The 13,936-nt window shown below is 72.4% G+C and carries 10 protein-coding genes and 2 pseudogenes; 4 read left to right on the top strand and 8 right to left on the bottom strand.

Translation table 11 applies throughout. The features are described 5' to 3' along the window. Positions 1–92: 92 nt before the first annotated feature. The gene (locus FHX78_RS04050; RefSeq protein WP_145866087.1) at positions 93–1,061 is read left to right on the top strand and encodes a DUF2510 domain-containing protein; all 969 of its coding nucleotides are present in this window, start codon (positions 93–95) and stop codon (positions 1,059–1,061) included. Positions 1,062–1,305: 244 nt separating this feature from the next. Here the strand turns inward: FHX78_RS04050 and FHX78_RS04055 are convergent, their stop codons facing one another. Further along, entirely contained in the window at positions 1,306–1,920 is a 615-nt protein-coding gene (locus FHX78_RS04055; protein WP_145866088.1) for a TetR/AcrR family transcriptional regulator, read from the bottom strand. 195 nt (positions 1,921–2,115) lie between these two features. Between FHX78_RS04055 and FHX78_RS04060 the strand changes: the two genes are divergently transcribed. Continuing rightward, on the top strand, positions 2,116–2,916 hold the full coding sequence (locus FHX78_RS04060) for a phosphatase PAP2 family protein (RefSeq protein WP_145866089.1): 801 nt from the start codon (positions 2,116–2,118) through the stop codon (positions 2,914–2,916). Then, positions 2,913–3,726: pseudogene (locus tag FHX78_RS04065) on the top strand (DMT family transporter); the annotation flags it as partial. The gene FHX78_RS04060 and the pseudogene FHX78_RS04065, both read left to right, overlap by 4 nt. Before the next feature lie 509 nt (positions 3,727–4,235). Here the strand turns inward: FHX78_RS04065 and FHX78_RS04070 are convergent. Then, positions 4,236–6,290 carry a phosphocholine-specific phospholipase C gene (locus FHX78_RS04070; protein WP_145866090.1) on the bottom strand — a complete coding sequence of 685 codons (2,055 nt, stop codon included), beginning with the start codon at positions 6,288–6,290 and terminating at the stop codon, positions 4,236–4,238. Between the two features lie 168 nt (positions 6,291–6,458). Then, complete coding sequence (locus FHX78_RS04075) at positions 6,459–6,662, bottom strand: hypothetical protein (protein WP_167531645.1); 204 nt, start codon at positions 6,660–6,662, stop codon at positions 6,459–6,461. Positions 6,663–6,721: 59 nt separating this feature from the next. Between FHX78_RS04075 and FHX78_RS37320 the strand changes: the two are divergent. Further along, positions 6,722–6,844 (top strand): annotated as a pseudogene (locus FHX78_RS37320) (ABC transporter ATP-binding protein); the annotation flags it as partial. Here the strand turns inward: FHX78_RS37320 and FHX78_RS04085 are convergent. The 5 genes from FHX78_RS04085 to FHX78_RS04105 form a co-directional block, all read right to left on the bottom strand. After that, positions 6,816–8,954: a glycosyl hydrolase family 28-related protein gene (locus tag FHX78_RS04085; protein ID WP_229924117.1), complete on the bottom strand. Its 2,139-nt coding sequence runs from the start codon at positions 8,952–8,954 to the stop codon at positions 6,816–6,818. The pseudogene FHX78_RS37320 and the gene FHX78_RS04085 sit on opposite strands and share 29 nt — an antisense overlap. 127 nt (positions 8,955–9,081) lie before the next feature. Continuing rightward, a complete protein-coding gene (locus tag FHX78_RS04090) occupies positions 9,082–10,668 on the bottom strand; it encodes a glycoside hydrolase family 13 protein (protein ID WP_145866092.1) in 1,587 nt (528 codons plus the stop codon). A gap of 36 nt (positions 10,669–10,704) precedes the next feature. Further along, the gene (locus FHX78_RS04095; protein ID WP_145866093.1) at positions 10,705–11,571 is read right to left on the bottom strand and encodes a carbohydrate ABC transporter permease; all 867 of its coding nucleotides are present in this window, start codon (positions 11,569–11,571) and stop codon (positions 10,705–10,707) included. Next, a complete protein-coding gene (locus tag FHX78_RS04100) occupies positions 11,568–12,521 on the bottom strand; it encodes a carbohydrate ABC transporter permease (RefSeq protein WP_145866094.1) in 954 nt (317 codons plus the stop codon). Before FHX78_RS04100 ends, FHX78_RS04095 begins: the two co-directional genes overlap by 4 nt. Before the next feature lie 3 nt (positions 12,522–12,524). Continuing rightward, entirely contained in the window at positions 12,525–13,868 is a 1,344-nt protein-coding gene (locus tag FHX78_RS04105; RefSeq protein WP_145866095.1) for an ABC transporter substrate-binding protein, read from the bottom strand. Positions 13,869–13,936: the final 68 nt, after the last annotated feature.

Raw genomic sequence — 13,936 nt, forward strand, 5'->3', positions numbered from 1 at the left:
GGCTTCCTCAGCGAGGGGCGGGCGCGGGCTCGTGGGCTTCCGGTGGGGGGCTCTCTCATCCGGCTTTCACCGACGCCTCATACGGTGGGGGCATGACGCAGGTGACTCCTCCCGGGTGGTACCCCGACCCCGGGCAGACGAATGACGGACCCGCCACCGAACGCTGGTGGGACGGCACGGCCTGGACGGACCAGGTCCGTCCGGTGGGTTCGGCCGCCGCCTGGGGGCCCCCGGCGCCGGGCACCGCGGCCGGGCCCGGGTATCCGCCCTACCCGGCGCATCCCGCCCCGCCGCCGCCCGGCCGGGGCCACCGGGTGCGCAACGGGATAGCCGTGGCGGTGGCCGTCGCCGTGCTGGCGAGCATCGGCGTGGGTGTGTACGCGCTCACGGACGACGGCGGCGGTGGCGGTTCCACGACCTCGCAGGGGCCCGGTGGACGGGACGGCGGGCCCCCGGACGGGGGGAACGGCGGGCCGGACGGCGATTCCGGTGGTGAGGAGCCGGGGCCGGACGCGTCCGAGCCGCCGCGCATCGAGAGCGGGTCGGTGACCGACGGGCTGAGCGGCATCAGCCTGCCCATCCCGGACGGCTGGTACGGCCAGGAGCTCCAGGTGGGTGCCGCGGTGACGTCCGAGGACTCCTACGACTGCCCCGGGGACACCTCGAAGACCTGCACCAAGGGCGGGGCGTACTCGGCGCCCGCCCTGGCGCTCGGCGCCCGGGGCTCCACCGCCGAGGAGGTCGCCAAGGCGGACATCGCCAAGAACGCCGAGGAGAGCTACGGCGGCGCCTCCTACGGGAAGATCACCTCGCACGACGTGCTGGCCTCCGAGGCCGTGACGGTGGCCGGGCAGAAGGGCTATCTGGTGCGCTGGAAGGCGGTCACCAGCAAGGGCTCCGACGGGTACGTCCAGTCGCTCGCCTTCCCCTCGCCCAAGCAGCCGAGCCAGATGGTCGTGGTGCGCTTCGGGGTGGACACCGACCAGGAGGAGGCCGTCCTCGACGAGATCACCGAGGGCATCGAGGTGTCGTCGGGCGGCGGCAACGGCCAGGACGTCTGACACCCCCGCACAGACAGAACGGCCGGGTGGGACACCCCTCCGCCGCTCAAGAGGTGTCCCACCCGGCCGGGGTGGGCGCCGCCCCCGTCCCCACGGTGCGGCGCGTGTCAGGCCGGCGTCCGGTCATCCCGTGAACGGCGGCCTGCGTCCATCTGCCGCGAGGCGCGTCGCGCGCCGTGCGCGGCAGCTCATGCGGAGGGCGTCCCGCTGAGCGCCCCGCTGTGTGTGCCCCGCTCCGTGCGCCTCATGCGAGGCCGAGTGAGGGTAGGACGGCGGCCTCCACGAACCGGAGCAGATAGTCCGCGTCCGCGTTGCGGCCCTCGAGCACGGGCCGTACGCGCAGCACGCCGAAGATCTGCGCCGGCACGTACCGCAGGGCCGGGTTCCCCGCGTCGACCTCGCCGCGCTCGACGCCCCGCCGCAGCATGGCCTCCAGCGCGGCGATCTCCGGGTCGACCAGCGCCTCGCGCAGCGCCTGCGCCAGTTCCCGGTCCTGTACGACCGCGTGCCCGAGGGCCTGGAAGAGGGTGGCGTCCTGCGGGGACCACTCCCCCGCCGACCGCGCCACCTCGCGCAGGTCCCCGGCGAGGGTGCCGGTGTCGATCAGGGCGAAGCGCGCCTGCCCGCGGGAGCGCAGGGCGGCGGCGACGAACTGGGGTTTGGTCCGCCACTGGCGGTAGAGCGTGGACTTGCTGCACCGCGTGCTGGCGGCGATGCCCTCCATGGTGACGGCGTCGTAGCCGCACTCGCGGATCTGGTGCAGCACGGCGTCGAAGAACTCCCGCTCACGCTCGGGCGTGATCTTGGAGCGGCGCGAGGTGCCGACCGGCCCGGGTCGGTCCGCGTCCTGCGACGTCATCTGCTCGGCTCCTCGGTCCTGGAGTGTGTCGTAGGTCTATCGATACACCAGTGTACCGGTACGCGACCGTATCGGTACACTGGCGTATCGGTACGGTCCCGTATCGATGAGAGTCGGTACCCGCGCGCACCATCGGCACCGCCCAGCACGACCGCAGCACCACCACAGCACCACCGTCAGCGAAGGGGCCGGGGGATGAATGCCCGCACCGAGCCTGAGCCAGCGGGGTCCGACGCGTCAGCGCGCCCGCCGCTCGTCCGTGAACTCCTGCTCGTCGCGGGGCTCTTCCTCGTCTACAAGGCCGGCCGGCGGCTGGCGACGGGGCACACCCGCGAGGCCCGCCGCAACGGCCACGAGGTGTGGGACCTGGAGCGCGCGCTCCACCTGCCCGGCGAGGGCGCGGTGCAGTCCGTGCTGCTGCACGGCGACACGCTCGTCCACCTGGCGAACACCTACTACGCGGTCGTCCACTTCCCGGCCACCGCGGCCTTCCTGGTCTGGCTGTATCTGCGCCGCCCCGCCCACTACGTCTGGGCGCGCCGGGTCCTGGCGGTGGTCACCGCCGCCGCGCTGGTGCTGCACCTGACGTATCCGCTGGCCCCGCCGCGGATGCTCGGTGCCACCGGCCTGGTCGACACGGCGCGGGTGTACGGACCGTCGGTGTACGGGCCTCCGGCGACGGACCAGTTGTCGAACCAGTTCGCGGCGATGCCCTCGCTGCACTTCGGGTGGGCGCTGATGGTGGCGGTGGGCCTGATCGTCGTCTCCCGGACGCGGTGGCGGTGGCTGTGGCTGCTGCATCCGCTGGTGACCCTGCTGGTGATCGTGGGGACGGCGAACCACTTCTGGCTGGACGCGCTCGTGGCGGCGGCACTGCTGGGTCTCGCGCTGACGGCGATACGTCCGTCCCGGCGCACGGCGACCGGGGCGGCGGGACGGGTCCGCGCCCGCCGTGTGCCGGCGAAGGACGGGGCGCTCGTCGGGGCGGGCCGATGAGCGCCGTCCTCGTGGCCGTCCTGCTCTCCCTCGTCTCGGCCGTCGCCTACGCGTCCGCCGCGGTCGCGCAGGAACGACTCGCCTCCCGGACCGCCGGCACCGGCCCGCTGCGGCTGCTGGGCAGCGGCGCCTGGTGGTGGGCGGTCGCGCTGAACGCCTCGGCCGCGCTGCTGCACGTGGTGGCGCTGAAGTTCGGCCCGCTCACCGTGGTGCAGCCGCTGGGCGCGCTCACGCTGGTCGCCGCGGTGCCGATGGGGGCACGGATGGCGGGACGACCGGTGAGCGCGAGCGAGTGGCGGGGTACCGCCCTCACCCTCACCGGTCTGGCGGCGGTGCTGGTCACGGCGTCCGGGCCGGCGCCGGACGATGTGCTGAGCGGGTCCGAGGCGCTGGTCGTCGCGGGCGGTACGGCGTGCCTGATCGGCATGCTGGCGCGGCCGGGCGCGCGGCCCGGCCTGCGGCACGCGACGGCGTCGGGCGTCGCCTCCGGGGTGGCCTCGGCGCTCACCCAGACCGTGACGGTCGCGGTGACGGACCGCTCCGGTCCGCTGCTCGGTGTCGAAGTGGTCGGGGTGGCCCTGCTGGTGGCGGTCTTCGCGACCGCGGGGCTGCTGCTGTCGCAGACGGCCTACCGGGGCGGCCTGGGCGCTCCCCTCGCGGTGGTGACCCTGACCAACCCGCTGGCAGCCTCGGTGATCGGCCTCTGCCTGCTCGGCGAACGGCTCCGGGGCGGCCCGACCGGCGCCCTGCTCGCCCTCGCCGGGGCGGGCCTCGCCGCCCGCGGGGTGCTGCTCCTGTCCCGAGCGGGCCAGGCACACACCGCGGAACCCGCCGGCCTGACACCCCCGGCACAGCAACCGCCGCCCACACCCCGGCCGGCCCCGGAGGCCGACGCCTCCAGGGCCGGCCGGGCGGGTCCGGTGGGCCGGGCGGACCCTATGGGTCCGGTGGGTCCGGTGGGTCCGGTGAACCAGGCGGGCCAAACGAACCCCGTGGGTCCGACGACCCGAGAAGCCCGGACGACCCCCGTCGGCCCGACGCCCCCCACCGACCGGCCGGCCCCGGCAGCCCACGCCACCCCGGCCGACCGCGCGGCCCCCGCAGGACGGAGGACCGTCACCGACCGGGCGAGCCCGGTGAGCCCGGTGAGCCCGGGCCCCGGTGGGAGCCGAGGTGCGGCCGGGATCCGGGGCGCCGCCGGAGACCAAGCCGCCGCCGCGAACCGGGGTTCCGCGGGGAGCCCGGTCGCGGTGGTGGGGACTGCCGGTGCGGGGGACGGGGGCGCGCGGGTGAGCCCGGCCGCCTGAACCGCGCGGCCGTCAGTCCGTGTGGATCGCCGGGTCGCTGGTGCCCGGGCGGCCGTTCTCGACGTGGCCCACGAAGCGCCGCAGGAAGGACGCGTCGGTCGCGGAGGTGACCGTCAGGTCGTACCAGCGGCGGCTCCTGCGCAGGTCGACGGTGCGGTGCACGGTGGCACCCGGGCGGACGGTGACGGTCGTCGAGCGGTCGGCGTAGCCGTCGGTCAGCGACAGCCGGGCCGTACCGGACCCCTTGTTGACGAACGTCAGCCGGACGTCGTCGCCGGTGTGACGGGCGGTGACCTCACAGCCGACGGTCGCGTTCGTGCCCCGGAAGACACGGACGAACCCGTTCGGGCCGTGCACCGTCAGGTCGTAGACGCCGCCGGAGTGGGCCGGGTTCCAGGTGTCCGAGATCTTCTTGCCGGCCTCGGTCGTGTAGGTCCACGGGCCGTCCGTGCGGTTGCCGGAGGTGACCAGGAAAGCCGCGCCCGCCTCGGCGCCGGAGGCGAAGGACAGCGTGAACCTTCCGGCCGCCGGGTCGGCCGAACCGTCCACCGCCGGGTGGTACTTCAGCGGGCGGGCCGGGCGCGACCCCCGCTCCTGCCGGGGCAGGCTGGGATCGGCCGGGGGTGTGGGCCGGTAGTCGGGGTGGCGCTCGCGGTCCTGCGGCTCGTAGGCGTCGGTGTCCGGCAGCCGGGCCGGCCGGCTGTCCTTGCGGGAGAAGTCGAACGCGCTGGTCAGGTCACCGCAGACAGCGCGCCGCCACGGCGAGATGTTCGGCTCGCGCACACCGAACCGGCTCTCCATGAACCGGATGAGCGAGGTGTGGTCGAACGTCTCGGAGCAGACGTAACCGCCCTTGCTCCACGGCGAGACGACCAGCATGGGCACGCGCGGGCCCAGCCCGTAGAAGCCCTCCCGGTGGGTGGCGCTGCCGTCGAAGACGTCCAGCGAGGCGTCGACGGTGGACCTGCCCTGGGCGGCCGACTTCGGCGGCAGCGGCGGCACCACGTGGTCGAAGAAGCCGTCGTTCTCGTCGTACGTGATGAACAGCGCGGTCTTCGCCCACACCGCCGGGTTGGAGGTGAGCGCGTCCAGGACCTGCGAGATGTACCAGGCCCCGTAGTTCGACGGCCAGTTGGAGTGCTCGGAGAAGGCCTCCGGCGCGGCGATCCAGGAGATCTGCGGCAGCCGCCCGGCCTTGACGTCGGCACGGAGCCGGTCGAAGTAGCCGTCGCCGTTCTTGACGTCGGTGCCGGTACGGGCCTTGTCGTACCAGGGGTCGCCGGGCCGGGCGTTGCGGTACTTGTTGAAGTACAGCAGGGAGTTGTCGCCGTAGTTGCCACGGTAGGCGTCGTCGATCCAGCCCCAGTGGCCCGCCGCGTCCAGACCGTCGCCGATGTCCTGGTAGATCTTCCAGGAGATCCCGGCCTCCTCCAGCCGCTCCGGGTACGTCGTCCAGTCGTAGCCCAGCTCGTCGTTGCCGAGGACCGGACCGCCGCCCTTGCCGTCGTTGCCGGTGTGACCCGACCACATGTAGTAGCGGTTGGGGTCGGTGGAGCCGATGAAGGAGCAGTGGTAGGCGTCGCAGACGGTGAAGGTGTCGGCGAGCGCGTAGTGGAAGGGGATGTCCTCACGGGTCAGGTACGCCATGGTCGTGGTGCCCTTGGCGGGCAGCCAGCGGTCGTACTTGCCGTCGCGGTAGGCCTCCTGGCCGTCGGACCAGCCGTGCGGCAGGCCCTCCAGGAACTGCATGCCGAGGTCGTCGGCCTGCGGGTGGAAGGGCAGCACCTCCGTGCCGTCGGCCTTGGCCTGGTGCCACACCGACTTGTCGCCGTCCAGGGCCACGGGATGCGGGTCGCCGAAGCCGCGGACACCGCGCAGTCTGCCGAAGTAGTGGTCGAACGAACGGTTCTCCTGCATCAGGACGACGATGTGCTCGACGTCCTCGATCGTTCCCGAACGGTGGTTCGCGGGGAGCGCGGCGGCGCGCTCGATGCTCGCGGACAGCGCGCTGAACGCCGTTGTCGCGCCTGCCAGTTGGAGGAAGCGGCGCCGGTTGACTTCGGGCATGGGGTGAGGGGCCTCTCGGACGGTGCCGGATCATGACGGGATGCGCGCGAATGGAGTGTTCCAGGAGCAGCGAACGTCAGGGAAGGGTGCGATGGCGCCCGTGTGAAGGTCGCCGGTACGCGGGGTGCCCCCGGCGCGCGGGCCGGCCCGTCCGCGCCCGGCCACCGTTCAGCGGTCCCAGCCCGTGCCGCGCAGGGCGGCATCCGTACCGGCGAGGTAGACGGCCGTGGCGAGCCACTGGGCCGCGTACCGGTCCGGGTCGGCCTCCGCGAGGCGGCCGAACGCGTCGCGGGTGCGGTGCGCGGCCACCGCGCCGAGCGCGGCGACCGGTTCCGCGCCGGTGCCGCATCCGGCGCCGCGCAGTGCGGCCACGTGCCCGTGGCGGCCGTGGTCCCGCGCGGGTTCGACGACGGCCCGGCGTCCGAGCCGGGTCGGGCACGCGGGTGGCCCCGCGCTTCGCCGAGCTGCGGATCCGGGTGTACGAGCGGATCCAGGCGGCGAAGCGCGGGGCCCCGGCTCAGGACGTCACGAAAGGTACGCCTCCACCTCGCTGAACTGCGCCGCCGGCCAGCCGGTGTTACCGGTGACGTGCAGCCGCAGGTGGCGGACGGTGCCGCTGACCGGGATGGTCACCGTGTTGCCGGTGGCCGGGTCGAAGCGGTAGTCCTTCGGGGCGACCAGCGTGGAGTACGCCGAGCCGTCGGCGCTGCCCTGCACCGACAGGGTCTGGGTGCGGGCCTGCCACGCGGCCTGCGGCGGCAGCTTCAGCACCACCCGGCGCACGGCCCGGGCGGAGCCCAGGTCGACCGTCAGGGACTGCGGGAAGGCGTGGTTGGCGGACTCCCAGTACGTGTTCGCGTCGCCGTCGACCGCCTTGCCCGGGGTGTAGACGTTCTGGGAGCCGGTGGCCGTGACCGTGCGGCCCCGGGCGAGGTTCGCGTCCGGGTCGGGGCCGGGGTCGCCCTGGCCGGGCTGGGGCCAGGTGGTGCAGTCCGACCAGGTGCTGTCCCAGCCGGAGTTGCCGCCGCCGTCGGTGAGCGTGAAGGTGCCGGAGCCGGACGGGTAGGGGCAGTTGTAGACGCCGGCCGCGCCGACGTCGGTGGCGGTGACGTCGCGGAAGGTGGCGGCGCCCTGCGTCTCGGCCTGGACGACGACCGTGCCCGCCCCGTTCACGGTGGCGCCGTCGACGGTGACGTTCTTCGCGGCGTACCCGCGTCCGCTGCCGGAGACGAACTCGAAGGCGCTGTAGGGGCTGTCGGTGATCGTCGTGTCGGTGATCCTGACCTGCGCCTCGATGGCGCTGTCGTAGGAGTCGACGCGCAGGGCGCCCATCGGGTGGTTCCAGTTGGGGTTCATGGCGCCGGTGCGGACCAGGGTGTTGCCGTCGACGGTGATGGTGCCGGACAGCGGGTGGAAGGGGTCGAGGAACTTCTGGTTGGAGATCGCGATGCCGCTGCCGAGGGCGTTGGTGTCGCTCACCAGGTTGCCGCGGACGGTGATGTCGGTGCCGCCGTAGACCGCGATGCCGTTGGCGAGGTTGGGCTGCGAGACCGTGTTGTTCTCGAAGGTGCTGTTGGTGTTCGGCGCGTGCAGCGACCACATGGCGAGCGCGTCGTCGCCCTGGTTGCGCAGGAAGTTGTTGCGGACCGTCACGCCGCGCGCGTTGCCGTTGAGGTTGAGGCCGTCCGCCGTCATGTCGAGGAAGCGGCTGTTCTCCACGACGAGGTTGTCGTTGGTGCCGGTCAGCCAGAGGCCGACCTTGAGGTGCTGGAGCCACATGCCGGAGACGGAGGAGTTCGGGCCGAGGGAGCCGTTGACGAAGTTGTCCGGGCTGGAGTCGACGCGTTCGGTGACCTCGCCGATGACCGCGAAGTCCTTGATGTGGACGTTGCCCGAGGAACTGGACTGGTCGACGAAGCGGGAGGTGCGCACGATCGAGTGCCAGTGGCCTGCGCCCTGGAGGGTGACGTTCTGCACGCCGTTCAGGGAGGAGGTGAGCCGGTACTCGCCCGGCGGGATCCACACCACTCCCCCCTGTGCCGCGCTGATCGCCTCCCGGAACGCCTGCGTCGAGTCGCCCTGGCCGCTGGGGTCGGCGCCCTTGTCGGTCACGGAGACGGATCCGGCGGGCCGCGCGGCGGGACCCGCCGCCTGTTCGAAGTCGGCGACGTCGACGGTGACCTGGACGTTGGCGGCCTGGAGGGCGACCTTGTCCCCGGCCCGCACGTCACGGCCGAGCAGCATGCGGGAGTTGGCGTAGAAGTGGTGGGTCCTGGCGCCGGGGATCCAGCCGGTGTCGACGTAGGAGTACTTGGAGGTCACCGGCAGTGTCCCGGCCAGCCTCTGGCCGTTGACGTACACGTCGAGCGAGCCGGACTGTCCGTCGGGGACGCTGTGGGCCACGTTCACGGCGTTGGCCGCGCGCGGCACCGTGAACTCCACGCGCTGCCCCGGGTTCAGCCGTACCGCCCGCCGGCCGGAGGCCTCGGAGGCGAGGGTGCCCTGGGTGTGGTCGGGGCCGATCGTGGTGCCGGTGCTCGTGGCGGACTCGGCCTCGACCGAGGTGAAGGGCAGGGTGGCGCCCGCCGCCGCGTGGGCCGGCGTGGGGGCGAGGGCGACGAGCAGGCCGGCGGTCACGGCGACGGCCGCGGACAGGGCTGGCATGCTCCTGACAGTCGAGCGGGTGGTCCCAATCGGGTGCATGTGCGGGTCCCTTCGTGGTGGGGGCGGGAACGAGCGGGTGCGGTCTCAGGCGCGCGACCGGACCGCCGTGTCCCGGGGCACCGCGGTCTCAGGCGCGCAGCCAGACCGCCGTGTCCCGGGGCAGCCGTCCGTCGGCGTCGAGCGGGCCGCTGGCGAGGAGGACCTCGGCGTGTCCGGGCAGCACGGCCGGGGTGGCGGCGAGGTTGACCAGGCAGTGCGCGCCCCCGTCCCGCACGAAGTGCAGGACGCCCTCGGGGGCGGGGAGCCAGGTGAGCGGGCCGTCACCGAACCCGGGGCGCAGACGGATCGCCCGGCGGTAGAGGGAGAGCATGGAGCCGGGATCGCCGAGCTGGCGGTCGACCGCGTAGTCCGCCCAGCCGTCGGGCTGCGGCAGCCAGGGCGTCTGCCGTGAGCCGAACCCGGCGTACGGCGCCTCGGCCTCCCAGGGCAGCGGCACCCGGCAGCCGTCGCGTCCCGGGTCGGTGCCGCCCGACCGGGCGTGCATCGGGTCCTGGATCAGCTCGCGCGCCAGCTCCACCTCGGGCAGGCCCAGTTCCTCCCCCTGGTAGAGGTAGACCGCGCCGGGCAGGGCCAGGGACAGCAGGGCGGCGGCACGCGCCCGGCGGGTGCCCAGGGCCAGGTCGGTGGGGGTGCCGAAGGCCTTGGTGGCGAAGTCGAAGCCGGTGTCGGCGCGGCCGTAACGGGTGACCGTGCGGGTGACGTCGTGGTTGCACAGCACCCAGGTGGCGGGGGCGCCGACCGGGGCGTGCTCGGCCAGGGTGTCGTCGATGGAGGTGCGCAGCCGGGCCGCGTCCCAGGGGCAGGTCATGAAGGAGAAGTTGAACGCGGTGTGCAGTTCGTCGGGGCGGAGGTAGCGGGCGAAGCGCTCGGAGTCGGGGAGCCAGACCTCGCCGACGAAGACGGCCCCGTACTCGTCGGCGACGGCCCGCCAGGAGCGGTAGATGTCGTGGAGTTCGTCGCGGTCGACGTAGGGGTGCGGGTCGCGGCCCTCGGTGAAGTCCGGCAGCCGGGGGTCCTTCGCCGGCAGCGCGGCGGAGTCGATGCGCACCCCCGCCACGCCCCGCTCGAACCAGAACCGCAGGATGTCCTCGTGCTCCTGGCGGACGGCGGGGTGCGCCCAGTTGAGGTCCGGCTGCTCCGGGGCGAACAGGTGGAGGTACCAGTCGCCGTCGTCCAGCCGGGTCCATGCGGGGCCGCCGAACTCCGACCGCCAGTCGTTCGGCGGGAGTTCGCCGTGTGCGCCGCGGCCCGGGCGGAAGTGGAACAGGTGGCGCTCGGGGCCGCCGGCGAGGGCGGCGCGGAACCAGGGGTGCTGGTCGGAGACGTGGTTCGGCACGATGTCGATGATCGTGCGCAGGCCCAGCTCGCGGGCCTCGGCGATCAGCTTCTCCGCCTCGGCGAGGGTGCCGAACGCCGGGTCGATCACCCGGTAGTCGGCGACGTCGTAGCCGCCGTCCTTCATCGGGGACAGGTACCAGGGGTTGAACCACAGCGCGTCCACGCCCAGTTCGGCGAGATGGTGCAGCTTGGCGCGGACGCCCGCGAGGTCTCCGGTGCCGTCGCCGTCACCGTCGGCGAAGCTGCGGACGTACACCTGGTAGATGACGGCGGAGCGCCACCAGTCGTCGCTGGGGGCGGGGGTGGGCTGTCCCACGGTGCGTGCCTTTCTCTTCTGTGGAGGGTGCCGGTGTCAGCCCTTGGTGCTGCCCGCGCTGATTCCGGCGATGATGTGCCGCTGGAAGACGAGGAACAGCGCGACCATGGGGATGCTGGCGATCACCATCGCGGCGATGAGCACGGTCAGCTGGACGTTCTGCGACAACTGCACGAGGGCCACGCTGATCGGCTGCTTGCCGGTGTCGGAGAAGACCATCAGCGGCCACAGGAAGTCCTGCCACACCGCGACCAGCGCGAAGATCGACACCACGCCGAGCACCGGCCGCGACATGGGCAGCACGACGGACCACAGGGTGCGCAGCCTCCCCGCGCCGTCCATCTCGGCGGCCTCCAGCACGTCCCTGGGCAGCTGGTCGAAGAACCGCTTCAGCAGGTAGAGGTTGAAGGCGTTGGCGACGGCCGGCAGCCAGATGGCGAGCGGGTCGTTGAGCAGCCCGAGATCGGCCACCGTCAGGTACTTCGGTACGACGAGGGCCTGGGCCGGGACCATCAGGGTGGCGAGGATGCCGCCGAGGATCAGCTTGCCGAAGGCGGGCCGGAGCCTGGACAGGGCGTAGGCGGCGGCCGTGCAGAACACCAGCTGGAACAGCCAGGCGCCGGCCGCCTGCACCACCGTGTTCCACAAGTGGGTGGGCAGCCGCATCAGCTCCCAGGCGTCGGTGTACCCGCTGGTGCTCCAGCTCTCCGGGACCAGGGTGGGCGGGGTGCGCGCCACCTCGTCCGGTGACTTCATCGCTCCGCTCGCCATCCAGTAGACGGGGAAGAGGAAGGCGAGCGCGAACAGCACGACGACGCCGGTGAACACCGTCCAGTAGACGGCCCTGCCGCGCGGGCGGGCCAGTACGGCCGGGGAGACGAGGGTGCGGGGGGTGCTGCTCATGCGGCCTCCTCTCCGGAGCGGGTCAGGCGGAGGTACCCGGCGGAGAACAGGCCGAGCAGGGCGAGGAGCATCACGCTCAGCGCGCAGGCACCGCCGAAGTCGTTGTAGAGGAAGGCGTACTTGTAGATCAGGTAGAGGACGGTGACCGTGGAGTTCTCCGGTCCGCCGCCGGTGATCACGAAGGGTTCGGTGAACACCTGCATGGTGGCGATGATCTGGAGGAGCATCAGCATCAGGACGACGAACCTGGTCTGCGGGATCGTCACGTGGCGGACGCGCTGGATCAGGTTCGCCCCGTCGAGTTCGGCGGCCTCGTACAGCTCGCCGGGGACGGACTGCAGGGCGGCGAGGTAGATGAGGACGGTGCCGCCCATGTTGGCCCAGGTGGCGACGACGACGAGGGACACCAGGGCGGTGTCGGCGCCGTTGGTCCAGTTGGACGTGGGCAGGTGGAGCAGGCGCAGGGCCTCGTTGGCGAGGCCGGCGCCCGGGTCGTAGAACCACTTCCACAGCAGGGCGCCGACCACCGGCGGGATCATCACCGGCAGGTAGACGACCACCCGGAAGAACGCCTTGGCGTGCCTCAGTTCGTTGAGGACGAGGGCCAGTACGAAGGGGACGGCGAAGCCGAGCAGCAGGGCGAGCAGGGTGAAGGTGAGCGTGTTGCGCCAGGCGGCGCCGAACTCGGGATCGTCCAGGACCCGGGTGAAGTTGGCGGTGCCGACCCATTCGGCCTCCGAGCCGGGCGTGTACTTCTGGAAGGCGATTACGACCGCGCGGAGCGCCGGGTACCAGGAGAACAGCGCGAAGCAGACGAGGCCGCCGGCGAGGAAGCCGTAGGCGCGCAGGTGGTCGGTGAGGCGGCGCCGTCCCCGGTCCCCTGCCGGGGACGGCGCCTTCACCGGGCGGACCGGCACGGTGCCGGCCGGCCGTTCGGCCGTCTTCGTCACCGGTCAGCCCCGCGCCAGGATGCCGTCGATCTTGCCGGAGGCGTCCTTCAGGAGCCGGTCGATGTCCGCGTCCTCCTTGGTGAGGACGGCGGAGACGACACCGTCGAGGACGGAGTAGAGCTGCTGGGCGTGGGGCGGCTCGATCTTCATCTCCAGCCGCTGGTTGCCGTCGAGGAAGGCCCGGTAGTTCTCCACCGGGACGTTGGCGTTGGCCTTCTTGACCTGCTGGTCCTTCTCGTCTGCGGCGCCGGTGAACAGGCGGGGCTCGGGCAGGCCCACCGGGGCGTCGTTCTTCTTCGCGCGGGCGTAGTCCCCGAGGAAGCCGTCCCCGGGGGTGAGGAACATGTGGTCGAGCCACTTCAGTCCGGCGCGGATCTGCTCGGGCGATGCCTTCTTGCCGAACATGTAGCCGTCGCCGCCGATGAGGGTGCCGTTGCCGCCGGGCATCGGGGCGATGGCGATGTCCTGGTACTTCGCGCCCTTCTCCTTGACGAGGATCGGGATGTTGTCGGGGGCGGCGAGGTACATGCCGAGCCTGCCGGCGCCCATCATCTGCTGGACGTCGTTGATGACGAGCAGCTGCCTGCTGCCCATCGAATCGTCCTTCCACCGCATGTCGTGGAGGGTCTGGAGCACGGCACGGCCTTCGGGGGTGTCGACGGTGGCCTTCTTGCCGTCGGGGCTGACCACGTCGCCGCCCCGGGAGTACAGCTCGGCGGTGAAGTGCCAGCCGCCCTGGTTCTGCGCGCTGTAGTCGGCGTAGCCGACGGTGCCGTCGCCGAGGGCGGCGATCCTCTTGGCGGCGTCGCGGACCCCGGCCCAGGTGGTGGGCGGCCGGTCCGGGTCGAGGCCGGCCTTCTCGAAGAGTGCCCTGTTGTAGATCAGGCCCATCGAGTAGCCGGTGCGCGGGATGCCGTAGACCTTGCCGTCGACGGTGTAGATGTCCCGCAGTTGCCGCTGGATGGTGCCGTAACTCTTCAACTCCTTGACGTAGGGCGTGAGATCGGCCGCCTGGCCGATGTCGACGACGTGCCTCGCGTCGGTGAAGTAGGTGTAGAAGACGTCCTCCATCTGCCCGCCGGCCAGCTTGGCGTCGAAGGTCTTCGGGTCCTGGCAGGGGAACGCGTCGTGCGGGACGACGTCGATGTCCGGGTTCTCCTTCTCGAAGGCGGCGACGTCCTCCTCGAAGAACCGGCGGTCGACCTCGGCGCTCTTGGGCGGCATGCAGTTGACCGTGATGCGGGTCGTGCCGCCCGCGGCCTCGTCGTCGTTCGACCCGCACGCGGTGAGCGTGAGCGCGCCGACGCCTAGCGCGACGAGGGTACGGCGGATCCCGTTGCTTCTCATCGGTGGACCCCTTACGGGACAGGAGCGAGTGAACCCCTCGGAACAGGAGCGGTGGGCGGGGCACACTC

The sequence above is a fragment of the Streptomyces capillispiralis genome (genome assembly GCF_007829875.1).
Lineage (GTDB): Bacteria > Actinomycetota > Actinomycetes > Streptomycetales > Streptomycetaceae > Streptomyces > Streptomyces capillispiralis.

What these genes read in the sequence shown, in the direction of transcription:
- FHX78_RS04050 (WP_145866087.1), top strand. Translation starts at nt 93, where the DNA reads ATGACGCAGGTGACTCCTCCCGGGTGGTACCCCGACCCCGGGCAGACG.
- FHX78_RS04055 (WP_145866088.1), bottom strand. Translation starts at nt 1,920, where the DNA reads ATGACGTCGCAGGACGCGGACCGACCCGGGCCGGTCGGCACCTCGCGC.
- FHX78_RS04060 (WP_145866089.1), top strand. Translation starts at nt 2,116, where the DNA reads ATGAATGCCCGCACCGAGCCTGAGCCAGCGGGGTCCGACGCGTCAGCG.
- FHX78_RS04070 (WP_145866090.1), bottom strand. Translation starts at nt 6,290, where the DNA reads ATGCCCGAAGTCAACCGGCGCCGCTTCCTCCAACTGGCAGGCGCGACA.
- FHX78_RS04085 (WP_229924117.1), bottom strand. Translation starts at nt 8,954, where the DNA reads ATGCCAGCCCTGTCCGCGGCCGTCGCCGTGACCGCCGGCCTGCTCGTC.
- FHX78_RS04095 (WP_145866093.1), bottom strand. Translation starts at nt 11,571, where the DNA reads ATGAGCAGCACCCCCCGCACCCTCGTCTCCCCGGCCGTACTGGCCCGC.
- FHX78_RS04105 (WP_145866095.1), bottom strand. Translation starts at nt 13,868, where the DNA reads ATGAGAAGCAACGGGATCCGCCGTACCCTCGTCGCGCTAGGCGTCGGC.